The following is a 23550-nucleotide window of genomic DNA, read 5'->3' on the forward strand; positions in this document are numbered from 1 at the left end:
GTCCACATGAAGCGTTCAGATTTGGTCATCTCGGATTTGCTCAAAGATTATCAAATTTATTTGGATCTTGAACGGGGCTTGAGCGATAAAACACAAGAAGCCTATCTGCAGGACGTCAAAGACTTTATCAACACCTGTGCGCCTAAAACGCCGACCGACTGGTCAGATGAAGACATCGCGTCTTATCTGCAAGATGCCGGTCGGCGTTTTGCGCCGAGCACCGTTGCACGGCGTACCGCAGCCTTACGCAGTTTTTTTAAGTATTTAAGCACCGTTCACCCAGATGCAATCACCGTCACCTATCAGTGGGCGCGTCCGCATCGAAATCGACAACTGCCTGATGTGCTGACCGTTGAAGAGGTGACAAGGCTTTTACAGGCCCCTGATGCATCAACCATGCCGGGGCTGAGAGATGCGGCTATCTTAGAATTGCTTTATGCAACAGGTATGCGGGTCAGCGAGTTATCCGCTTTAGAGTTGCAACAAATTTTACCGGAAGAACAACTGGTTCGCGTTTTTGGTAAAGGACATAAAGAGCGTTTGGTCTTTTATGGAGATGCCGCAAAATCCGCCTTGGAAAATTATATGCTGAAGGGCCGTTTGAAACAAAAAAACGCGCGAAAAAGTCCTTATGTTTTTTTAAACAATAGAGGAGGCCCCTTATCGCGCCAGAGCATCTGGAAAATGATAAAGCGTTACGGCCAACAAGCCGGATTGCCGGTGAGTCAACACTTATCGCCGCATACGCTGCGTCATTCATTTGCCAGCCATCTATTGGCCGGCGGAGCTGATTTAAGGTTGATACAAGAGCTCTTGGGGCATGCCGATATTTCAACGACACAAATCTACACCCACGTTGCAGATGATGCCGTATTGGCCCAGTACAGAGCGGCACACCCGCGTGGATAACCGATAAGAAAGGTAGCATTATGAAAATTATCCTAATGGTGTTAGACAGTTTGGGCATTGGTGCCACACCGGATGCGCAGCAATTTGGCGACGCCGCCGATGTGAACACCTTGGCCACCGTTTTAAAGCACCTGCCGAAAAATAAAGAACCTGTTCATTTAAAAGAACTGGGATTAACAGAATTACAGAAAGAGCATCCGCGTGCCGGTACAGCTTTTACCGCCAAAGCCACCGAAGCTTCAAAGGGAAAGGATACGGTTGTCGGTCATTGGGAAATTGCCGGACTCATCAGTGACAAAGCCTTTCCCGTATTCCCGGAAGGATTTCCAAGGCAGATGATCGACCACATAAAAGCCGTCTCCCAACGGGAGGTCCTTTGCAACCGGCCGGCATCGGGTACAGAGATCATTCAAGACCTGGGGCCGACCCATATGGAAACGGGAGCGTTAATCGTTTATACATCATCGGACAGCGTCTTGCAAATCGCTGCTCATGAAAGCATCGTGCCCTTAGACGAATTATACGCCTTATGTGAAAGGCTCAGACATGATTTTACCGCACCGGATGAGTGTGTGAACCGCATCATTGCCCGGCCCTTTATTGGACCAGCGACTGGCCCTTTTACACGTACGGCGAACAGACGGGACTATACCGTTCCTGCCCCGGAAGGGCATTTATTAACCGCTTTATCGGCAGCTGATGTGCCTATTTATGCCGTTGGAAAAATCAGCAGTATTTTTCCAAACGTTACTTTTAATGGCACATTTCCCGGGCATAATAATGATGAAGCGGTTCAGTCAACCCTTCAAATTGCCCAAGAAATCTCCCATGGATTTGTATTTGTGAATTTAGTGGATTTTGATATGCTATACGGACACCGCAGAGACCCTGAAGGCTACGCACAGGCCTTTTTGGATTTTGACGAGCAATTACCGGCAATTTTAAAGACATTAAAGCAAGAGGACTGGCTCATATTAACGGCTGATCATGGTTGCGATCCTGGAGCTGCAGGCACAGACCACACACGGGAGAAAACACCGGTGGTTTTTTATTCCCCACAAATAAGGCATGGCCAATATCTGGGCGAATGCAGTACATTTGCTGATATTGCCCACACCATTGCCAATTTATTTGAGGTAACCTATCAAGGTGCCGGTCGGTCGTTCGTCAGTCGATTAACCAAGACTAACTAAAAATCTGAAAGAAATACAATTTATTGTCAAGATAAAGGAAGGGTAAAGTGCTAAGAGATTATTTTCCTTTAAATGATAAGTCCAGCGGCCTCAAAGACTTTAAGGTAAATTTGTTAATCATAGCCGGCATGTTTATTGTCGCTATCTTTTTTCTAAAAAAGCTCCCAGATCAAATACCCATCATGCACGATGGCCCCAGGCAAATATATGTCAACTCTATGCTAGGCGTCTTTTTAATACCTGCGATAGCCTTAGAAACAAATATCTTACTCAGCCTTCAGAAAAGATTATATCCCTTTCATAGCATCATTTATATTCTAGCATTGCTGGGAATGTCTTTTTATTATTACACGCTTATATAAATTCAGGAGGTCTTATGCTTAAAAGCACGCAAAATTATATTGCCGACAAGGCGCATGGAAAGCCTTTAACTGAGGCATCCATTGATCATATGGTCAGCGGTTTCATTCAGGAAACCGTTACGCCGGCACAAATGTCTGCCTGGATTACCGCTTGCTATATTCATGGCTTAAATGAAGAAGAAACGATTCTTTTAACCAAAGCCATGGCGGCCTCCGGAGACGTTTTAACATGGCCGGAGGCCCTAAGAAATAAGGGCCAATACCGCCTGGTGGATAAGCACAGCACCGGTGGCATTGGAGATAAAACCACGCTAATTGTCATTCCCTTGGTTGCCTCCTTTGGGTATCCGGTCGTAAAACTGTCAGGACGGGCCTTGGGGCATACCGGCGGCACTGTGGATAAATTAGAAAGCATTCCAGGCTTGCGCACCGATTTTAATGAGCAGGAAATCGCCAATCAGGTTGCCAAAATAGGCTTGTATATTGGCTCTGCCACGGGCGAATTGGCCCCGGCCGACAAGAAAATATATCAATTGCGCGACCACCTCGGTCTGATTGATGAGGCCGGATTGATTACTGCCAGCATTATCAGCAAAAAAATAGCATCAGGCGCCGATGCCTTTGTTTTCGATGTTAAATACGGGCAGGGGGCTTTTATGACCAGCTACGATAAGGCGGTCATTCTTGCGGACCGCTTGCAGAAAACATGCGAATATTTTCACAAGCCTTGTGCGACCATTTTATCTGATATGAATGAACCCCTTGGCAATGCCATTGGTAATGCCTTGGAAGTTCAAGAAGCCGTCCGGATTTTAAGTGGACATGAACCAGAAAGTATTTTAACAAAACTTTCGATCAAACTGGCCGCGCAAATGTTACACTATGCTGATCCCTCGAAAGAAAAGCACATGGATTGGGCTGAAAAATGTCGGCAGGCCTTGCAAGACGGTAGCGCCCTGAACAAATTTCAGCAGATGGTTGCTGCACAAGGTGGCTGTTTAGAAGAAGCCTTGGCTGAAGAAACCGAATTCAGCTATGATTTTTACAGCAAAAAAGCCGGGCGCATCACAGGCATGAATGCGAAAGTTTTTGGTCAAGTGGCCCATAACTTAGGGGCTGGCGCCTTGGCAAACGATCCAATTCATCCGGCAGCAGGCATTGTATTGGATAAGCACATTGGCGATACTGTTTTTGTTGGCGAGCGGATTGCATCATTACAGTATGATATTGAGCGTAGTGAGCTGCTTTATCCAATCCTTGACGAACTGGAAGCAGGCATAACCATTGACGAAAGCGTTGACGTTAATCCTTTTCAAATAGAAAATTAAACCACCGGCTCAAAAAGTTTACATAATACATATTATGGGAAGATTTAAGCTGAGTGATTATCAAAAGGGACCAATCTCATTTACCGGATTGGTCCCTTTTCCCTTTTTGATTTGGGTTTTCTTTACTTTTTAGCTGGTCCATTTAATTTTGAGCTTTGCGCAAGATATCCATAGACTCTAAGGGGTGCTCAACAGGCATGTAAATGATTTCTTGCGCATGTGGTGCTTCTGTAATCGGCTGCATATTTTCATCGTACATTTTTTCAATGCTATAATCCATTTCGGGAAAATTTTTGCCAAAAAATTGTAATTTATCGCCAATAACCATCTTGTTGCGTTGCTCTATTTTAGCCAAGTGGGTCATTGGGTCATAGTCTAAGACCACGCCACAAAAGGCATAGGGCTTGATTGGCTCAGAAAATTCGGGGTTTATAGCATGGTCCTCAGGACGGCCGTAAAGAAAGCCGGACGTATAGGGCCGATGGCTGACTTTTTCAAGTTCGCCCTCCCAATAGGTTAACAACTCGGTCGTTAAACGCTGCTCCATAATAGCATCTAAGACATTTCGATAGGCTCTTACAACCGTTGACAGATAAAAGACGCTTTTCATCCGCCCTTCTATTTTTAACGATTGAACCCCGGTGGCAATGATGTCCTCCAAATGGGCCAAGGTGGATAAATCATGAGAGTTAAAAATATAGCTTCCCTTATTGTCCTCAGCCACCGGATAATAGACGCCTGGCCGTTTCTCTTCAACCAATGCATAGCGCCAGCGGCACGGTTGTGCACATGCGCCTTGATTGGCATCACGGTCAGCTAAATAATTGCTGAGAAGGCAGCGGCCGGAATAAGACATACACATGGCGCCATGGACAAAGACTTCTAATTCAGCGCATGTTTTTTCCTGGATCGTTTTTATTTCTGCCAGAGATAACTCCCGCGCCAAAACAACCCGCTCTACCCCCTCCATTCCTTCCCAGAAACGGATGCCGGCCCAATTGACAATGGTGGCCTGGGTGCTGATGTGGATGGGCGTTTTAACCCCGGCCTGCCGGATAAGCCAATATACCCCCGGGTCAGCCACCAGGATGGCATCTGCCTGAATTTCTTCTAAGAAACGGGCATAGCTGGTCAGTCCCTCTAAATCCGGATTGTGGGGATAGGCATTCATGGTCACATAAACTTTTTTACCTTTTTCATGGGCATAACGGATACCTGTTACGAGTTCTTCATCAGAAAAATTACCGGCAAAAGCGCGCAAACCAAAACGCTGTCCGGCCAAATAAACAGCATCTGCCCCATAGTGAAAAGCAAATTTTAATTTTTCAAAGTCACCGGCAGGCGCTAAAAGTTCAACTGTATTCATTCATCTGATTCCTTTCCCTCTTTTACCAAAACCAGCAGTCCGTCATCAATCGGTAAGATGTGGGCATTTTTATTTTGCGTCACGTGGCGCATAAATTGCCGCAGCCGCATGACGGCTGTTTTTTGACGATGGTTTGGATAGTTCAAGGTGGCTACCCAACCGTGCTGAAGCACATCGTCAAAAATCATAACCCCACCTACAGATAATCGTGCCCACAATTTTTCCAGCAAAAATAGGTACTGGCCTTTTGCCGCATCTACAAATATCAGGTCATAACTGTCCTCTGTCAACTGCGGATGGGTCCAAAAGTTAGCGCTTCGGATATCCTCTTGAAGCAATACGACTCGCTCTTTTAGAAGCCAAGGCTGTAAAAATTGATTGGCCAATCGAAAGCGCTGATCGTTTAGTTCAACAGAGACAATCAAGGTATTCGGCAGTGCTTCAGCAAAAGTAGCCGTTGACACACCGATGGCCGTTCCCAGCTCTAAAATTTTTTTCGGCTGGGTCAATTGGGCGATTAACCGCAAAGCTGAAGCAATTTCCGGTGTAATGACAGGAATGTGATGGTCCTGAGCATAGGTGCGCATTTGCTGTATTTGTTGATATTCAGGAAAAAGCGCCTCTAAATAGGCGCTTTGGTTTGGATAAGCTTGTTCAATGGTATCAGTCATAACCGTATATCTTTCTATTTTTAAGGTGTTCTTCATAGGTGCTTGCAAAAACGTGAGCATTGTGTGTTTGAGTGTTAAAAAGGTAAAAGTAATAATTTGTCTTTGCAGGGTTTGCCGCAGCGACCAAGGAAGTCATGCTTGGATTGCAGATGGGCGATGGCGGAAATCCCTTGTGCTGATAAGTATTATAAGGCGACTTCAACTCATAATCAGCATAATTCAAAGACCTGCCCGGTGCGCCCATGGCATATACAATGGTGGCATCACACTGTAAGGGCATGTTTTTCTTTAAGCGATTAACGTATACAGAAGCAATCGCGGGCTTTTCACCGTCGCTACGCGCTTCACGTTCCAGCATAGAGGCTAGAATAACGGTTTCGCGATCGTTTAATTTATTTGTTCGCTTTGGAATTTTATCAAAGTGAGCGGAAAAATTATCCAGCATCAGCTCCATAATGCTTTCCGAATCCATATTATCTTCATATTCATAAGTGCCGGGAAATAAGTAACCTTCCAATCGGGTATCATCCTGACCGGGGGATACAAGAAAAGGATACCCTTCAAAAGCGCCGTTTCGTACTGTTTTCCAAAATTCCTTTTTACTACAAATTTCTTTTTTTTCAAACAAGGTAGCAATGTCACTCAGGGTTACCCCTTGTGGGATGGTGATGACACGAGCAGCACCTTTTGGCCGCATAACAATCATACTGATGCGCTTGAGTGGCATAGCGGCACTAAGACGATAGGTTCCCGGGCGAGCTTTTGCATTGTTGCAATGAGCCTTAACATAAGCGATAAAGTTGGCATTATTTTTGATTAAGCCTTCATGTTCCAGACGCATAGCAATGGTTTCAAGATTATCGCTTGGGTCTACAACAAAATCAACGCGTTCAGTTTCTTCCAAATTGGCAATTTCGTCACCGGATACGTTACCATCAAGATGATTGTAAAATACAAACCCGATCACACAAATGAGGATCAAAGCCGGCAAAATAGCATACCAACGAATTCGGCGGGTACTTTTATGATTTTTTCGGGATGATGCCATATGCTCACCTCAGTAGGGATTAAAAGTTATTGCCAGGAGATCTTTCGACTGAACTTCACCAGATAATCTACCGCTGATACGATCGTTAAAAGAACGGCGATGTAAATCAAGGCCGTACCAAAAGGCCATTCTAAAATAAGCAGAAAAATGGCCACCATTTGGGTCACTGTTTTAAATTTTCCCCAGGGACCGGCCGCAATGACAATGCCCTCTGAAGAAGCAACCGCACGCAAACTGGTAATACCTAATTCTCTGGCCAGTATGATAATGACCACCCAAATAGCCACCTTATTTTGTACACACAGGGCAATTAAAGCGGTCAGCACCAATAATTTATCCGCCAGTGGATCCATGATTTTACCATAATTGGTCACCAGGTTATTTTTTCGTGCCAAATAGCCATCTAAAAAATCTGTACATGAGGCAAGCAGAAATATGACGGCGGCAAAAATGGCGGACCTTCCTGAGCCAATCATTTGTGCAATTAAATATATTGGAATCATCGCCATGCGGGCGGTGGTCAACATATTAGGCAAGTTCATCAATTATCAACTCCCCGACAAGATCGTATTCATCAACACCCGTTAAACGGACTTGAACAACATCCCCTACTTGAAGGGCACCAGGCGCTGCCTTGAGCAAAATAAAGGGATCAATTTCCGGCGCTTCCGCATAACTCCGTGCCAGGTAGAGCCCGGGAATATCAGGGCTAATTTCTTCAATAACCGCTTCTCTAACCTCGCCTTCAGCTGCCCGATGTTTATCTTGCATAATTTGAAATTGTTCTTCCATCAACCTTTCAGCTCGTTCTTCACGAACATCTTCCGGCACCTGATTGGTCATTTGGCCAGCAGGCGTATGATCTTCCTGCGAATAAGGAAAAACACCGACACGGTCTAGCTTGGCCTTTCGCAAAAACTGCAGCAATTGGTCAAACTGCTCATCACTTTCGCCCGGATAACCGGTGATAAAGGTGCTCCGGAAAACCATGTCCGGAACGGCTTGACGAAAACGGGCTAAAATATTTTCAATTTCTGCCCGTGTAATATGTCGCCGCATGGAGGCTAAAATAGCATCATCTATGTGCTGTAAAGGAATGTCGATATAATGGCATATTTTTTCTTCCGTTTTAAAGCAATGGATTAAGTCATCCGTAATGTGGTCTGGGTAGGCGTATAAAACCCTTATCCAGTCAAGGCCCGGGACTTGACACAGCTCATGCAAGAGGTTGGCCAGTTGAGGTTTTCCGGTTAAATCAATGCCATAGTAGGTGGTATCTTGGGCAATAACAATCAGCTCACGGATGCCTTCTGCCGCTAATTTTTTTGCTTCAGCAATAATATCTTCCGAAGCTCTTGACCGATAAGGGCCCTGCATATCAGGGATGGCGCAATAAGAGCAGCGGTTGTTACAGCCTTCTGCAATCGACAAGTAGGCATAATAATCTGGTGTGCTAACCAGCCTGCCGGCATAGTCCTCTGTTCCCGGTAAACGCCAGTAAGTATCAACCTGGATGGGGTCTGTTGAGTGGCCGTAATACTCTTGGATAATTTCCACAATATGATCATAACCGGTCGTCCCTAAAAACAAATCGACTTCCGGCATGGCCGATTTTAGCTCATCTGCATATTTTTGTACCAGGCAGCCCAAGGCAATTAAAAGCTCGAGTTTGCCACTTTCTTTATAGTCGGCATATGCCAACAATGTATTAATGGATTCTTCTTTTGCCGCTGTTATAAAGCCACAGGTATTGACGATGATGACTTCCGCTTCGTGCGGTAGGTCCGTCAATTCAAAAGTGCCGGAAGACAATAAACCTGCCATCACTTCACTATATACAGTATTTTTGGCGCAACCCAGGGTTTCGATGTAAATCTTCTTCACGCAGTACTTCCTCCGTTATTTTTGTTGATTGCCAAATTGGCGATCATACTCCTCCATAGTCATCTTGATTTGCCTCGGTTTGCTGCCTTCATAAGGACCCACATAGCCCAATTCTTCCAGTTGATCAATAATCCGCGCAGCACGTGTATAGCCAATGCGGAAATGACGTTGCAGCATGGAGATGCTGGCTTGACCATTTTCAATAAAGAGCCGGCAAGCCTCTCCAATCAAATCATCGTATGCCGCTTCATCGCTGTCCGTCTGATTTTTCATTTCTGCTGCGATATTTTCAGCCGCCATCACATCTTCATTGTAATCCGGTTTGGCTTCCGCTTTAACGGCATCAACGACAGCATCAATTTCATCATCTGTTACGAAAACGCCCTGAACACGTTTTGGTTTGGCCATGCCTGCCGGATAAAAGAGCATGTCCCCGCGGCCTAATAATTTTTCAGCCCCACCCATGTCTAAGATGGTCCGTGAATCCACCTGGGAGGATACGGCAAAGGCAATACGAGATGGAATATTTGCCTTAATAATCCCGGTAATGACATCAACAGAGGGCCGTTGCGTCGCAATCACCAGGTGCATACCGGCGGCACGCGCCATTTGAGCCAATCGACAGATGGCATCTTCCACATCAGCCGGTGCCACCATCATTAAATCGGCCAACTCATCAATGATAATAACGATGTTCGGTAAAGTTTCTGTTTCCGCTGAAAACTCACCCTTGGCTTGACGTTCCAAACATTTTTCATTGTACCGGCGGATATCTTTTGCTCCGCTGGCAGCAAATTTTTCATAGCGGCTTTCCATTTCTTTGACAGCCCACCGTAAGGTTGCAGCCGCTTTTTTAGGATCGGTTACGACCGGTGCCAGCAAATGGGGAATACCGTTGTAGTTGCCCAGTTCAACCATTTTAGGGTCGATCATCAACAGCTTTACTTCATACGGTTTTGCTTTATACAAGAGGCTCATAATCAAAGCGTTTAAGCAAACGCTTTTCCCGGATCCGGTAGAACCAGCGATCAGCAGGTGGGGCATTTTTGATAAATCTGTAATGATGGATTGCCCGCTAATGTCTTTACCTAAAACAACGCTCAAAGGGCTCTCAGCGGCCTGAAAAGCCTGCCCGGCAATCAGTTCTTTGATCCGGACAACCCGCGCCCTTTTATTCGGCACTTCAATGCCAACGGCAGGCTTGCCCGGAATGGGCGCCTGGATACGGATGCCGGTTGTTGCCAAGTTTAAAGCCAAATCATCGGACAAGTTGAGGATTTTACTGACCTTAACACCGGCTGCCGGCTGAAATTCATATTCAGTGATGGTTGGCCCCACACTGACTGCGTTAATGCTTCCATTAACACCAAAATTCGCTAAAGTATCCACTAAAATTTTTGCATTGCTGTCAATTTCATCTTGATTGATATCCAAGCCTTTTTTAGGGATATCCTCCAATAAATCAACAGATGGCAAATGGTATATTTGCTGTGGCGAATGCGCCTGAGAGGCCACAGCATCCGCTAAGCCGCTCTCAACATAGGATTGAACTTTTTGGCGTGTTTCCTCTTCCCTCAGTTCTTCTTCAAACTCTTTTAAATTGCTGATAAAAATTGTTTGGTCATTTTCAGGATTATTATTAATGGTAATTTTTTTCTTTGCAGAAGCCTTTTTGGGCAGAGCCTTGACATCACCTGCTTTATCAATTTGTGATGCATGTTCTCGCTTGGGCAGGCGCTGACGCATTTTGGCGAATAAACCCTCATCCTTCTTCTCTGGCAGACCAGACTGATCGTCCACAAACACGAAATGCTTAAACTGTTGAACAAATCGCGCCAGAGCAGGGCGGGCATTTTGCGCCAATAATGCCAACCAAACCAACAATTTACCATTAGAGCCGTAATATAAAAACAAAACCATACCTGCCAGCATGATAAAGCGGGTACCTGTTGCCCCAAATAACTTGACGAACAAAAATGACACAAGCGCGCCAATCAACCCACCGCCAATGCCATCTCTTCCATAGGCAAAACTTTTTTCCGGTTCAATGTTTAAGTGTTTCATGCCTAAAAACAGGACCGCAATGCCGATAAAAGCAATCACTTGACGGCGGTTCGGCGAAAATCTCGGAATGCTCAAATGAACGCCGGCAGCACCGACTAAAATAGGAACAAGCCATCCGCCAGAACCGGCCAACGAATGAATCACACGATAAAAGAATGCACCGAGAACGCCCAACTCTTCCCCTAAATTAGAGGGATGAACACCGGCCCCTCGCGCTAAAATCCAAATCATATATCCAGCTAAAACAATTAGCACTAGACCGCTTAAAACGCGCAAGACAATATTTGATCGATCAAGCGTTTTTTTTCTTGTCACGGACGTCACCTCCATATCAATAAAATACAATATCTAATCTATTTTATCATGCCTTGACGATAATGAAAAGTTTTTATATCTAAAAATATTATCGCTCAGCTTGATAGGCCTCAACAATTAATTGAGCAGCTTCCTCCCGACTGACCTGGTCCAGATCAATCCACTGTAAATTAGGATCGCGACGGAACCAGGTTAATTGGCGTTTGGCAAATCGGCGCGTATTTTTTTTGACCGTTCGCACCGCTTCTTCTAAGCCAATATCACCGTTAAAATAGGGGATAAACTCTTTAACCCCAATCGCCCGCATGGCCGGCGTATCCGACGGTAAGCCCAAGGCCCGTATTGCCTTCACTTCAGCCAAAAGACCTTGCGCCATCATTTGATCTACCCGCGCATTAATCCGCTCATAAAGACGCGCCCTATCCATCGTTAAACAAAAAAAGTGCAAGTCATAAGGGCTGTAGGCGTACCTCTCTGTCATACGATGTTGAGCCGTGTCCACTTGCCGTAAATATAGCAATTCCAAGGCACGGGTAACACGCCGTTCATCGGTTGGCTCTACACCGACCATCAATTCGGACGCCTGGTCTTGTAAAAGGTCAACGGCGGCTTGCAAGCCATGACACTTTATGTAATTTTCCGCCTCACTCCGATAATGGGCATCGGTATCGGCAAACTGAAAATCATAAATAAGCCCGTTGACATACAGTCCGGTCCCCCCCACGACAAAAGGCACTTTGTGGCGCTCGGCAATTTCTCTAATGTGCTGCCGCGCTGCCTTTTGAAACTGAGCTGCCGAATAAGCTTGGGTCGGTTCTCGTTCAGCGATGCCGTAATGAGGAATGCCACACATTTCTTCTATCGATGGCTGCGCCGTACTAATGGCCATTCCTCGATAAATTTGCATAGAATCGCCGGATATTATTTCGGCATCTAAGGCCTGGGCCACACGAATGCTTAAATCTGTCTTGCCGCTGGCTGTTGGTCCCACCAGAACCAATAACTTTTGCATATGCTCTCCTTTACGGTTTTGCCGTAAAACTACCGCGTTTAAAAAATCGATAGAGTTCGTTCATGCTGATTTCAATAAATATTGGCCGCCCATGAGGACATGTCTTAGGGGTTGAGAGTTTTGATAAACTCTGTATCAGCGCGTGTTGTTCTGCATGACTTAAGGGCCAATTTGCCTTCACCGCCGACTTGCAGGCACGAGTGGTCAATAACTCTTCCCGCAACTCGGCCAAAGTAAGGCGGGGCTTATCTTCAAAGAGGGCCAATATATCTAAAATAAAACCCTGTATATTGGGAACTTGCACCAGAGTTGCGGGCAAGGCGATAATATTATAGTGGTCGTCCTCGTCAATTTCAATAATGATGCCCATATCCCTCAGGACCAAAATAGCCCGGTTGGCCGTTTCTTTTTGTGCCGGGGTTAAGGACAGCTGAAAAGGATGTAAAAGACGCTGGGCAGAGACATCTTGTGTCCGCTCTACTTGCATGAGGCTGTCATAGAGGATGCGTTCATGGCAGGTATGTTGATCAATGATGTATAGAGCGTTCTTATTTTGAGCCAAAATAAAGGTATTGTTCAGTTGACCAATCACTTGTAGAGACGCCAGCTCACCGACCGATAAGGGGTCATCAAGTGCAGCGTCCAAGGAGCTGCTTAAAAATCCACGCGTTGCAGATTGGTCCTTTGCCGCCTCGGCTGCTCCAAGAACCGCTTCCTGTAAATTTGACTCCAGCTGATAAGGATATGCTTGGTCCGCTACTTGCCTTGGCTTCTCATCGTCTGCCGGAGCCGGCATTATAGCTTCATCAGGTGCGGTGAATGAAAGGCGTTGAGGCATCGGAAAAGTATGCCCACCCATCGAGCTGATATCAGTTTCAGCTGATAACAAGTCTTGCAAAGACCCGTCAGCCTCTTCTCCGGTTTCCCTCGCACCATTTTTCTCATCAGAAGCCATGGCGGCAGGTGTAAAGGCCAAGGCGACATGGTCCTGCCAGATGACATCCCGGATAGCATCTTCCAACTGTGTCTGCCATAGCCCCGGATGGGCAATTTTTACAGTTGTCTTGGCCGGATGAATATTAACATCTAAAACATCCGCCGGGACAGAAAGCTTCAGCAGAACAGACGGAAAACGGCCACTAGGTATATAAGTGTGGTAAGCATTCTCGATCAAGGTATTGATGTCACGATTTTTTACCCACCGCCCATTGACAAAAATCGTCATTTCTTTACGGTTTTTACGCGTAACGGTGGCATCACTCATCCAAGCTTCAGCCTGGATGCCCGGGGCAAGTTCTGTTGGCTGTAAATGCAAGAGGTGACCGCTCAAATCAGAGCTGCGAAAATAGACAAAACGGTCTTCAGCCGAATCACGACCGACCGTCGTGTAAATAAGCTGGTCGTTATGCCACAACATCAGGGTAATGGTCGGATATGCGGTTGCATATACGCTGAATAATTCCGCCACAAGGCCAAACTCATAGGCTTCCGATTTTACAAACTTGCGCCGCGCCGGGACATTATAAAAAAGATTACGAACCTCCAGCTGAGTTCCCTGTCGGGGGGCTGAGGGTTCAAATCTTTCCTCCTGCTCCGCTGCAGGTGTATATTGCCAGGCGGTTTCTTTTTTATCGACACCGCTGGTGATATTGACCTGGCTAACCGTTGCAATGCTGGCCAAGGCTTCGCCGCGAAAGCCAAAACTGTGCAAGGCGAATAAATCGTTAAAATCTTTTATTTTACTCGTAGCATGACGCTCAAAAGCCAGCGGTAAGTCTTCTTTAACCATACCGCAACCGTTATCCGTCACTTGAATAAGGCGCAAGCCCCCACCCAGTAATTTTATTTCAATGGTATCGGCACCGGCATCAATTGCATTTTCCAAAAGTTCCTTTACCACGGATACCGGTCGTTCAATGACCTCGCCAGCAGCTATTTTATTGGCAATTTGTGTGCTGAGAATGCGAATTTGCCCCATACAATCAGCCTTTCTATAGTATCTTATGATCCGTCAGTGTTAAGGCTTCTTTTTTCCATTTGATAGCTTGATTTAATAAATCGCCAATGGCCAGGTCGTCAAGATCCCAATCGGCCATGGATTGAACAAAACGTTCCAAGTCCAAAGTCCGTTCACGCCGATAAATATCCCCATCATCAACTTTATTTAAATCAACATGCTCTGCCTGCTCTAAGGTATTGAGCGTATTTTCCGCCATGGCAATCAGCTCTGACGGCAAACCGGCCATCTTGCCGACATGAATCCCGTAACTTTTACTGGCAGGCCCTTCAATAATCGTGTGTCGAAACACAATATCTGTACCCATGTCATCCACGGCAACGGAGCGGTTAACAATCCCCTCTTCATCCGCCAAAACAGTTAATTCGTGATAGTGGGTCGCAAAAATAGTCATGGCGCGAATACGCGTATTAATATAACGGACTATTGCATAAGCGATGGATAGGCCATCATAGGTGCTGGTTCCACGACCAACTTCATCCAATACAATAAGCGAGTGTTCAGTGGCATGGTTTAAAATATTAGAAACCTCATTCATCTCAACCATGAAGGTACTTTGGCCACGCGACAATTGATCACTGGCTCCAATCCGCGCAAAAACCCGGTCGACAACCGCCATACGTGCCGAGTCCGCCGGTACAAAGGACCCGATCTGCATCATGATGGCCGCAATGGCAATGCTCCGACAATAAGTGCTTTTACCGCTCATATTGGGCCCGGTTAGGAGAATAAACCGCGATGTTTCTGGATCGAATTCGACCGCATTGGCAACGTAATTCCCGGCGCCGACTGCCAACTCAACCATCGGATGGCGCAGGTTTGTAACGTCAAACCCTTTTTCCAGAGGCTCCGGCCGCGTATAGCGATTGACAATGGCACAGGTGGCCAAGGCAGCATGAACATCTAAAACAGCCAGAAGTCGGCTGGTGTTTAAAATGCGCTTAATATGGGCGGCCAACTGGCTACGCAAATCAACAAAAAGGTCATATTCTAATGCCTTCAACCGATCATTTGCCCCCAACATCCGGGCTTCCATGTCTTTTAATGCCGGTGTGATATATCGCTCTGAATTGGCCAATGTTTGTTTCCGCTCATAATCTGTTGGGGCCTTTTCCAGTTGGCTCTTGGTAATCTCAATATAATAGCCGAACACCTTGTTATAACCGATTTTCAAATTTTTTATATCGGTTCGTGCCCGTTCTTGCTCAATAAAATCCGTCAGCCAGTTTTCACCGGCACCGACCATTTGCCGCAATTGGTCCACTTCATCATGATAGCCATCACGAATAATGCCACCGTCCCGTAAAGAAAAGGGCGCTTCAGGCGAAATGGCCCGCTCAAGCAAGGCGCGAATATCTTGCAAGGGATCAAAGGTTTGATAAATACTCGTAAATGTCTCAGCGGACAGCCCCGCTATAATCTCTTTGATTTCCGGAAGTTGTTCCAGCGACTGCTTCAAAGACAACAAATCTTTTGCATTGGCGGTTTGATAGGAAATCCTAGATGTAATCCGCTCCATATCCATGATATGACCAAGCCGATCTCCTAGAAGTTCACGAATATGATGCGCCTGGAACAGCTCATCTGTCGCTTCCAATCGCTTTTCAATGTCTTTACGCTTGGTCAGGGGATGCTCCAGCCACTGGCGCAACTGTCGGCGGCCAAAAGCGGTTTTTGTATGGTCTAAAATATCCAAAAGGCTCGCTGAGCCGTCATTAAAGACCAGGGCTTGTTCCAATTCTAAATTGTAGCGAGTGGCGCGGTCTATAACCATGTAATCATTGATATGCGTTATATAAAACCGGCCGATATTGGTCGCCTTACTCCTCTGCATGGTTTCAATATAATTTAATAACGCGCCGGCTGCAGCAATAGCCGCTCCTTCTTGGGCGCTGTCATCATAGCCGTAAACATCTAAGCTGTTCACCGCAAAATGCTTTTTCAAATAGGCTTCCGCTTCATCCAGCCGAAAAGCAAAAGCATAATGGCCATTATATTGAATGCCCGACTCCCCAAGAATATCTTTTACCCTTGGCAACATATCACTCTGTGCATCATTATAAATTACTTCAACCGGATGATAGCGCTCCAATTCATCCAAGGCGGTCTTTTGATCGGTCGGGTATAGCGCAAAAAATTGGCCGGTTGACGCATCAGCAATGGCAAAACTGTATTTTTTGCCGATTGAAGCCAGAGAAGCGATATAATTATGGTCTTTTGCCAGCATTTGATCGTCCAAAACAACGCCCGGTGTAATGACCCGGATGACATCCCGCCGGACCAACCCTTTTGCCTCCTTAGGGTCTTCCACCTGTTCACAGATGGCCACCTTATGCCCGGCATTGACCAAGGTGGCTATATAAGCATCAGCGGAGTGAAACGGCACACCACACATCGGTACTTTAACCTTGCCGCCATCACGTGCGGTTAGGGCCAGTCCCAGAATGTCACTGGCCGTTTTTGCATCATCACCGAACATCTCATAAAAATCGCCCATTCTAAAAAAAAGGATGGCATCCTTATGATCAGCTTTGATGGCATGGTACTGTTTAAACATCGGTGTTGTGCCTATCATAAATCCTCCTACTTTAAGCGAACAATGGTAACCCCGTCTCCGCCTTCGTTAAAATCACCAAGCCGAAAAGATTTAACTTGACGATTCTCCTTTAAGGCCGTTTGCACCGCTTGTCGTAGTATTCCGGTGCCTTTGCCGTGAATGACGGTGACTTCATTTAAATTGTTCATAACCGCTTGATCTAAATATTTATCCATTAAAGCAACGCCGTCTTCCGGATATTGACCGCGTAGATCAAGCTCGGTAGAAACAGCTTTGACTTTTTTCCCGGCAGACTGTTTGGGACGCAAGTTTTGACGGTTTTTTCCTTGCCCGCCAGCATGGGTTAAATCTTTTACGTTAACATTTAATTTCATTGGACCGGCTTGCACCAGAAGATCGCCTTTTTTATCCGGTAAGGCCAAAACGGTCGCAGATTGAGAAAACTTAGGTAAAAAAACCTCTTGACCAAGGCTGATTTCATCAAGGGTGAGCGGTTTATGGGTCGAAATCTCTTTTTTGGTTCGCAAAGCCGCGGCACCTTTTGCCGCACGTTTGCGCAGGTTCCGAACTTGGCTAACCCCTTCTTGAGAGGCGTCCTTACGCAAGCGGCGGAGTTCCTGTTCGATCACATCCGCTTCAGCACGCGCCTCACTGAGAATTTTGGCGGCCTTGTCTTTGCTGTGTGCCAGCATGGCTTCTTCCTGTTGAAGGAGCGACATTTCTTTTTGCGATAGCTTCTCCGCTTCTGCTTTTAGAAGTTGTGAGCGCTCATGCAGCTCCCGTTCCAGTTCGGCAGTCCGCAATTGTTCGTTTTGCAAGTTTTTGATCATGCGCTCCGTTTCATTTTCGGCTTCTTCAGAGAGTTCCACGGCCCGGTGAATGACCGCTGGATTTAAACCAATGCGCTCAGCAATGGCGAAAGCATTGCTGTTGCCCGGTACACCGATTAAGAGCCGATAGGTGGGCTGCAAGGTTTCAACGTCAAATTCCACACTGGCATTGCTCACACCCGGCCAGTGGTAGGCAAAACGTTTTAAACGACTGTAATGGGTCGTTGCCAAAATACGGCTGCCTCTTGAAAGCGATTCTTCCAAAATGGCGATGGCCAAAGAGGCCCCTTCCGATGGATCTGTCCCGGCACCAAGCTCATCGTAAAGGACCAAGGTATCCGGCCCCAGTTCGGGCAAAATTTGGCAAATATTTGTCAGGTGCGCCGAAAAGGTGCTGAGCGATTGTTCAATGCTCTGTTCATCGCCGATATCCGCATAAATCCGACGAAAAATACCGATTTGACTATCTTCACGCACCGGGATGGCCATACCCGACTGGTGCATTAAAATCAGCAGGCCGGCCGTTTTGAGCGTTAAAGTCTTCCCGCCTGTATTGGGACCGGTAATGACCAGGGCCTGTCGCTCTTCTCCTAACCCTACATCAATGGGGACGACCGTTTCAGGCGCCAAAAGCGGGTGCCTCGCCTGATAAAATGTAAAAGATGCGCCTTCAGAAATGCTTGGTGATACAGCTTTCATTTTTAATGCCAAACGCGCCTTGGCAAAAGTTAAGTCCAAGTGACCTAAAATGTCCAGATTTTTCATTAAATCTGAGACATAGGGCCTGAGCAGGTCGGCCATTTCAGATAAAATCCGTAAAACTTCTTCTTTATCAGCTGCTTCAAGGGCGGCCACCGTGTTATTTTTTTCAACCAAGGACAAGGGCTCAATGAATAAAGTTGCCCCGCTGGCACTTTGATCGTGAATAATACCGGGCATCTTTGACCGGTAGGCGGATTTTATGGCAAAAACAAAACGTTCGTTACGGATGGTTAAAATATGGTCTTGAAAATAGTCTTCATACTGACGACTGTGGAGCATGTGATCCATTTGATTGCGAACCTGCTGACGTAAGGCGGATTTTTTTTGCCGAATGGTCGCCAATTTATCAGACGCATGGTCCAGGACTTCACCATCATCGCCTATTTTCCGTTGAATACTTTTTTCAAGCGTTTCAAATACGCGCAAACTCACTGCCCAATCTGCCAAGGCAGGAATTTGGGATGAACTGTATTTTTCAGTTAGAAATCTTTTTAACCGTTTTGTTGCATAAAGAACCGTATAGATGCGCAAAAACGACGCCCCATCAATGACGGCGCCGACCTTAACCGACTTAAGCAATTCTGTAATGTCATGAATGCCGCCTAGGGGAATATCGCCATCAACTTCTAAAAGCCACAAGGCCTCTTTGCTTTCCTGCTGCAATAAAGAAATGAAATGCGCTGATGTTATGGGACGCAATTCGCCGGCAGCATTTTTTCCCAGTTGAGATAAGCATTCTTTTTCAAGAAGGGAGGTGATTTTAAAATAATCCAGTTTTCGTAATGTCTTTTCATCCGCTAAAGCAGCAGATCCACTCATTGAAACACTCCTCGCATAAATTGTTCATCAGCCGGCGCTTCCTGGGTCAAGGCCGACAGGAGAGCGGCATCAGTCGGATTGTAAATGGATTTTCCTGCATCATATTGATTCAGCGCATTGGCAAATACGCGAACCAGGTCGGACAGGTCTGTATCGGATAAGTAAGCGCCTTCAATACGCCATGCATCCAGCGACAATGACGACAAAAGATCTATATGTTCATACAGCGACAGCAGGCGTCCGTTTAAGACCAGAAGGTCGCCGTAGCTGTTTTCAGAGACAGGGAAAAACGCGCCGCTTCCTTGCTTTAACCGCCGCCTTGCATCGGTTTCCGCCAGCGATTGCGGTGCCAGGTCACCATATGCGCTCTGCAGAAGGGGGTACCGACCTGCGACAATTATCTCCAAAGGGATGTTGCCTACAGCCGACAGGTCATTGATTTGGTCAGCACTGAGTTCAGGCGACAGGGTTAAGGCTGAAAGGCCGCGCTGCATCCAAAAATGCACATCTGCGTCATTGGTAATGTTCAGCGGATAATCTCCCTTTATCATATCATATACTTGATCCATCCGGCTCTGAGAAATATTACTGATATAGCAGGTTTCAACACCCCATTGCGCCAGTTGACGCAAGCGCCAGTCAGACTCTGCTTGGTGCGCCTGCATAACAATCGGTCCTTCCTGAGCGCTTAGCTCACAGCCTTGTTCCAGCAATGACTGGATGTCTTGCTCCTGCCAGTTAAATGCGCCTGGTAAGGCGGAGCATTTAATAATAATATGGTCGGCCCCGTTTTGAATCGCCAAATGCGCTTGACCGGGCGTGCCTACAGCCACTGATAATTTTGGCTTTGGCCACAATTTAATTTGTGGTGCAATGGCATCTAAGTAGGCGAAAGCACCGTCCATAAATGTTTCTTGACCACGCTTTGGTTCGGAAGATGCTACTTCACTGCAGGCTGCAACAGCAGCCCGCCGCAGGCGATTTAAAACACTGACAGGAATGAAAATGTCTCCGTCAGCCTCTACTTCAACTGCGCCCAAGGAAAAACGCGTTCCGCCCAACCGGTCCATCTGCTGACGAATGACGTCCAATTCAAGGGCCTTGCCGGTGGCTTCCTGTACAATATAATCATCTTCTACAGTGATGGGCATTTCTTGATCTGAGACCATCACTTGAGCCGTTAGCTTTTCTCCAATATTGGCAAACAGATAAATATCCAAGACCGATTTTCTTGGTGGCAGCAATTTTTCCCGTCGTGCCAGCTCCTTTACCAAACTGTTGTCATAACTCTTAAAAAGCTTAACCGGTCCTGTCGGTGCTTTTTTCAACTGCAGCGGAATAGAAACCGTTTGTCCAACCCTTGCCCCGCGTACCGGCTTGCCTGAAGACTTTAAGGCGTTTATATATCCCCCGGACAGCACATTGTCATCTGCGTCAAGCAGCACATATCCGTCACCTAAGGCCACCGGCACCTGCAAGTTAACGATCATTTCTCCACTCTGAACGCTTTTCACCTGCCCCAAAGGAATCCCCTTGTGATTGGCCAATTTGGTGCTGAGCAGGTCTTGCTTGTCTGCCTGACCGATATAGCCTTGCGTAAACCCGCCACGATTGTAGATTTGTGCCATGCTGTCAATTTCTGCATTCAATTGTTTCTTGCTGAGTGGCTTGTGCGCCAGGCAGGCGTCAATCTGCTTGCGGTAAGCGCCGACCGTCGAAGCAATATAAGCTTCTTTCTTCATGCGCCCTTCAATTTTAAGAGAAGTAATGCCCAGTTCAAGCAACTGGGGGACTTGTGGCAAGGTGCATAAATCTTTCATGCTCAACAAATGCCCTTCTGACAACAAGCCATTTTTGTCATCAGTTAAGCGATACATTTGCCGACAAGGCTGAGCACAGGCACCACGATTACCGCTTCGCCCGCCACAGAAACTGCTCATCAGGCAATTGCCAGAATACCCCATGCAAAGGGCTCCGTGAATAAAGACTTCCAATTCGATTGGCGTTGCAGCATGGATGGCCTGGATATCTTGAAGGGTACACTCTCTAGCCAGGACCACCCGTTCAAACCCCAAGTCAGCCAGTTGACGCGCCCCCTCCGGGTTGTGGATCACCATTTGGGTAGAGCCATGTAGCGCCAATTCCGGTAATTCGGAGCGCAAAAGCTCAGCCAATCCCAGGTCCTGAATAATCAAGGCATCAATACCCATATCGTACAAATCGTATACGGTGGCCAAGGCTTCTGCCAATTCATCGTTAAATAAAATGGTATTGAAGGCGCAGTAGGCCTTAGAGCCGTAATGATGGGCGTAGGCAATGCCCTCTCGAATGTCTTCCGGCGAAAAGTTTTTTGCATAGGCTCTTGCACTAAAGGCCTGGGCGCCAAAATAGACCGCATCAGCCCCAAGGTTAATCGCAGTTTTTAGACAAGATAAATCACCGGCCGGCGCCAACAACTCTACCTTATTCATGGGTCAGTTCCTCCAGTAAATCGCTCGAGTGGCTCCAGGTTTGGTATAATTCTTCCAATTCAGCTTCCAGCCGCTCCTTTTGCTGCACATGTGCCTCATAGGTGGCCAAAGCGTCTTCCGTATAATCTTTTGCCGCCGTCAAGATGGCTTCTTCCGCATCTGCTAAAGCGGCTTCCTTTTCTGCAATGGCCAGTTCACAATCTGCAATCGTTTTACGCAGCTTACTCTTACTGATATTACGCTTGGTCGTCTTCGCTGTGGGCGAGCTTTGCTGGTGCGGAGCATCCGGAGCGGTTAGCGAGATCTTTTTTAAGGCCTCCATTTCACGCTGTTCAGCTTTTTTTTCACGATAATAAGAATAGTTGCCATAGTAGATTTGGATGCCCTGATTTTCAAAGGCCCAGGTTTTTTCCGTAACTTGGTCCAAAAAATACCGGTCATGGCTGACAATTAGCAGGGTCCCCTTATACGTTTGCAAATAGTCTTCCATAATCCGCTTGGACGCAATGTCCAAATGATTGGTTGGTTCGTCCATAATGATAAAGTTCGGCTGTTCCAACAAAAGCATCAGCAAAGATAAACGGGCTTTTTCGCCACCGGATAAACTGCCAACGCGCTTTTCCCAGTCATTTTCCGTGAAAAGCATTTTTGCCAACTCTGCTCGAGATTCCGGCAAGTCCAGGTAGCTATTGTACAAAACTTGATCTAAAACCGTACTGTCAAAATTCAATCGCGATTGCTCTTGATCATAATAAGCCCATTGCACACGAGAGCCAAAAGCGACATCCCCACCATCTGCCGGCAACTGACCGATAATGGTCTTGAGTAGGGTTGATTTTCCGCAACCGTTTGGCCCTATAATGCCAATACGGTCCTGGCGAAAAACCGTTAGGTTTAAATCATGAAAGACCGTCTCGGCTCCGAAGCTTTTAGAGAGGTCTTGAATATCCAGTACGATTTTAGCAGATGTATCCACATCAAATTGACGCAAATGCGCCTTTTTTTGGCTTTGAACGTTATTGATAAGCTCTATCCGGGCCAGCTTCTTTTCACGACCCCGGGCTTGCTTGGCCATGCGGCCGGCGCGGTTCTTTTCAATATAGGCTTGTTCTTTTGCCAGCATTCTCTGTTGACTGGCAAAAGCCTTCTCTTGCGCTGCCTCTGCTTCGGCTTTCAACAGCAAGTAACGAGAATAATTTCCCGTATAGGACGTTAATACGCCATGATCCAGCTCTAAAATGCGCGTCACCACTTGATCTAAGAAATATCTGTCGTGACTGATCAGCAACAAGCTGCCACGATAATTTTTTAGATAGGTTTCCAACCATTCTAAGGCATTCAAATCCAAATGGTTGGTCGGCTCATCGAGAAGCAGAATATCCGGTTCCCGCACCAATAGTGCCGCCAACTCCAAGCGCGTGCGTTCCCCACCACTGAAGGTATCCAAGGGACGGTCGTAATCCGCTTCAGAAAAACCAAGCCCCTGCACAACCCCTTTAACCCGACTCTCAACGCTATAGCCACCCAATCGTTCGTATTCATGCGTCAATTCAGCATAGGTCTCATAGATTGCCGCCAGCTTGTCTTCCGAAGCGGCACTCATATCGTGCTCTAAGGCGCTCATTCGCTGCCGCATGGCCAGAACATCTTCAAAGACCGCCATCATGCTGTCCAGTAGGCTGGTATTGGATTTGAAGTCAATGCGTTGCTCTAAATAGCCCATGCTGCAATCGCGCGCAAGGCTGATTTGCCCCGATTCAAGGGCAAGTTCTCCGGTGAGACATTTAAAAAGGGTGGTTTTCCCAGCCCCGTTAGGGCCAATCAAGCCAATCTTTTCACCTGCTTGAATGGCAAAAGACAAGTGTTCAAAAGTGGGCTCTACAATATAGGCATGGCTTAAGTTCGTTCCTTGCAAAGCAATCATTGTCTCACCTCTTTTTTC

Annotated in this window: 15 protein-coding genes; 3 read left to right on the top strand and 12 right to left on the bottom strand. The window is 46.6% G+C overall.

Annotated elements, in window-relative coordinates:
* The first annotated feature begins 6 nt into the window (after nucleotides 1-6).
* The 3 genes from xerA (at nucleotide 7) to BLQ16_RS00570 (ending at nucleotide 3792) form a co-directional block, all read left to right on the top strand.
* A complete protein-coding gene (gene xerA, locus BLQ16_RS00555; protein WP_091790810.1) occupies nucleotides 7-909 on the top strand; it encodes a site-specific tyrosine recombinase/integron integrase in 903 nt (300 codons plus the stop codon).
* 20 nt (nucleotides 910-929) lie between these two features.
* On the top strand, nucleotides 930-2102 hold the full coding sequence (locus BLQ16_RS00560) for a phosphopentomutase (protein WP_091790811.1): 1173 nt from the start codon (nucleotides 930-932) through the stop codon (nucleotides 2100-2102).
* 376 nt (nucleotides 2103-2478) lie between these two features.
* A complete protein-coding gene (locus BLQ16_RS00570) occupies nucleotides 2479-3792 on the top strand; it encodes a thymidine phosphorylase (protein WP_091790813.1) in 1314 nt (437 codons plus the stop codon).
* Between the two features lie 142 nt (nucleotides 3793-3934).
* Here BLQ16_RS00570 and BLQ16_RS00575 read toward each other — a convergent pair whose 3' ends face one another.
* From BLQ16_RS00575 to BLQ16_RS00630, 12 genes are all read right to left on the bottom strand, one after another.
* Nucleotides 3935-5158, bottom strand: coding sequence for a peptidase U32 family protein (locus tag BLQ16_RS00575; RefSeq protein ID WP_091790814.1), 1224 nt, complete (start codon nucleotides 5156-5158; stop codon nucleotides 3935-3937).
* A complete protein-coding gene (locus BLQ16_RS00580; protein WP_159427917.1) occupies nucleotides 5155-5829 on the bottom strand; it encodes an O-methyltransferase in 675 nt (224 codons plus the stop codon). Before BLQ16_RS00580 ends, BLQ16_RS00575 begins: the two co-directional genes overlap by 4 nt.
* Nucleotides 5822-6877, bottom strand: a complete 1056-nt coding sequence (mltG, locus tag BLQ16_RS00585) for an endolytic transglycosylase MltG (protein WP_091790816.1) — start codon at nucleotides 6875-6877, stop codon at nucleotides 5822-5824. Before mltG ends, BLQ16_RS00580 begins: the two co-directional genes overlap by 8 nt.
* 26 nt (nucleotides 6878-6903) lie before the next feature.
* The gene (pgsA, locus tag BLQ16_RS00590) at nucleotides 6904-7419 is read right to left on the bottom strand and encodes a CDP-diacylglycerol--glycerol-3-phosphate 3-phosphatidyltransferase (RefSeq protein ID WP_091790817.1); all 516 of its coding nucleotides are present in this window, start codon (nucleotides 7417-7419) and stop codon (nucleotides 6904-6906) included.
* Nucleotides 7406-8761, bottom strand: a complete 1356-nt coding sequence (gene rimO / locus BLQ16_RS00595; protein WP_091790818.1) for a 30S ribosomal protein S12 methylthiotransferase RimO — start codon at nucleotides 8759-8761, stop codon at nucleotides 7406-7408. The genes pgsA and rimO overlap by 14 nt, the downstream gene beginning before the upstream one ends.
* 15 nt (nucleotides 8762-8776) lie before the next feature.
* Nucleotides 8777-11140 carry an FtsK/SpoIIIE family DNA translocase gene (locus BLQ16_RS00600; RefSeq protein WP_242868920.1) on the bottom strand — a complete coding sequence of 788 codons (2364 nt, stop codon included), beginning with the start codon at nucleotides 11138-11140 and terminating at the stop codon, nucleotides 8777-8779.
* 88 nt (nucleotides 11141-11228) lie between these two features.
* Entirely contained in the window at nucleotides 11229-12152 is a 924-nt protein-coding gene (gene miaA, locus BLQ16_RS00605; RefSeq protein ID WP_091790819.1) for a tRNA (adenosine(37)-N6)-dimethylallyltransferase MiaA, read from the bottom strand.
* A 10-nt stretch (nucleotides 12153-12162) separates the two neighbouring features.
* A complete protein-coding gene (mutL, locus tag BLQ16_RS00610; protein WP_091790820.1) occupies nucleotides 12163-14130 on the bottom strand; it encodes a DNA mismatch repair endonuclease MutL in 1968 nt (655 codons plus the stop codon).
* A 13-nt stretch (nucleotides 14131-14143) separates the two neighbouring features.
* On the bottom strand, nucleotides 14144-16744 hold the full coding sequence (mutS, locus tag BLQ16_RS00615) for a DNA mismatch repair protein MutS (protein ID WP_091790821.1): 2601 nt from the start codon (nucleotides 16742-16744) through the stop codon (nucleotides 14144-14146).
* Between the two features lie 8 nt (nucleotides 16745-16752).
* Entirely contained in the window at nucleotides 16753-19137 is a 2385-nt protein-coding gene (locus BLQ16_RS00620; RefSeq protein WP_091790822.1) for an endonuclease MutS2, read from the bottom strand.
* The gene (locus tag BLQ16_RS00625) at nucleotides 19134-21608 is read right to left on the bottom strand and encodes a U32 family peptidase (protein ID WP_091790823.1); all 2475 of its coding nucleotides are present in this window, start codon (nucleotides 21606-21608) and stop codon (nucleotides 19134-19136) included. The genes BLQ16_RS00620 and BLQ16_RS00625 overlap by 4 nt, the downstream gene beginning before the upstream one ends.
* The gene (locus tag BLQ16_RS00630; RefSeq protein WP_091790824.1) at nucleotides 21601-23532 is read right to left on the bottom strand and encodes an ABC-F family ATP-binding cassette domain-containing protein; all 1932 of its coding nucleotides are present in this window, start codon (nucleotides 23530-23532) and stop codon (nucleotides 21601-21603) included. The genes BLQ16_RS00625 and BLQ16_RS00630 overlap by 8 nt, the downstream gene beginning before the upstream one ends.
* Nucleotides 23533-23550: the final 18 nt, after the last annotated feature.

The sequence above is a fragment of the Peptococcus niger genome (assembly GCF_900101835.1).
Classification (GTDB): domain Bacteria; phylum Bacillota; class Peptococcia; order Peptococcales; family Peptococcaceae; genus Peptococcus; species Peptococcus niger.

Coding starts and splice junctions, on each gene's coding strand:
- xerA (WP_091790810.1), top strand. CDS start 7: ATGAAGCGTTCAGATTTGGTCATCTCGGATTTGCTCAAAGATTATCAA.
- BLQ16_RS00560 (WP_091790811.1), top strand. CDS start 930: ATGAAAATTATCCTAATGGTGTTAGACAGTTTGGGCATTGGTGCCACA.
- BLQ16_RS00570 (WP_091790813.1), top strand. CDS start 2,479: ATGCTTAAAAGCACGCAAAATTATATTGCCGACAAGGCGCATGGAAAG.
- BLQ16_RS00575 (WP_091790814.1), bottom strand. CDS start 5,158: ATGAATACAGTTGAACTTTTAGCGCCTGCCGGTGACTTTGAAAAATTA.
- BLQ16_RS00580 (WP_159427917.1), bottom strand. CDS start 5,829: ATGACTGATACCATTGAACAAGCTTATCCAAACCAAAGCGCCTATTTA.
- mltG (WP_091790816.1), bottom strand. CDS start 6,877: ATGGCATCATCCCGAAAAAATCATAAAAGTACCCGCCGAATTCGTTGG.
- pgsA (WP_091790817.1), bottom strand. CDS start 7,419: ATGAACTTGCCTAATATGTTGACCACCGCCCGCATGGCGATGATTCCA.
- miaA (WP_091790819.1), bottom strand. CDS start 12,152: ATGCAAAAGTTATTGGTTCTGGTGGGACCAACAGCCAGCGGCAAGACA.
- mutL (WP_091790820.1), bottom strand. CDS start 14,130: ATGGGGCAAATTCGCATTCTCAGCACACAAATTGCCAATAAAATAGCT.
- mutS (WP_091790821.1), bottom strand. CDS start 16,744: ATGATAGGCACAACACCGATGTTTAAACAGTACCATGCCATCAAAGCT.
- BLQ16_RS00620 (WP_091790822.1), bottom strand. CDS start 19,137: ATGAGTGGATCTGCTGCTTTAGCGGATGAAAAGACATTACGAAAACTG.
- BLQ16_RS00625 (WP_091790823.1), bottom strand. CDS start 21,608: ATGAATAAGGTAGAGTTGTTGGCGCCGGCCGGTGATTTATCTTGTCTA.
- BLQ16_RS00630 (WP_091790824.1), bottom strand. CDS start 23,532: ATGATTGCTTTGCAAGGAACGAACTTAAGCCATGCCTATATTGTAGAG.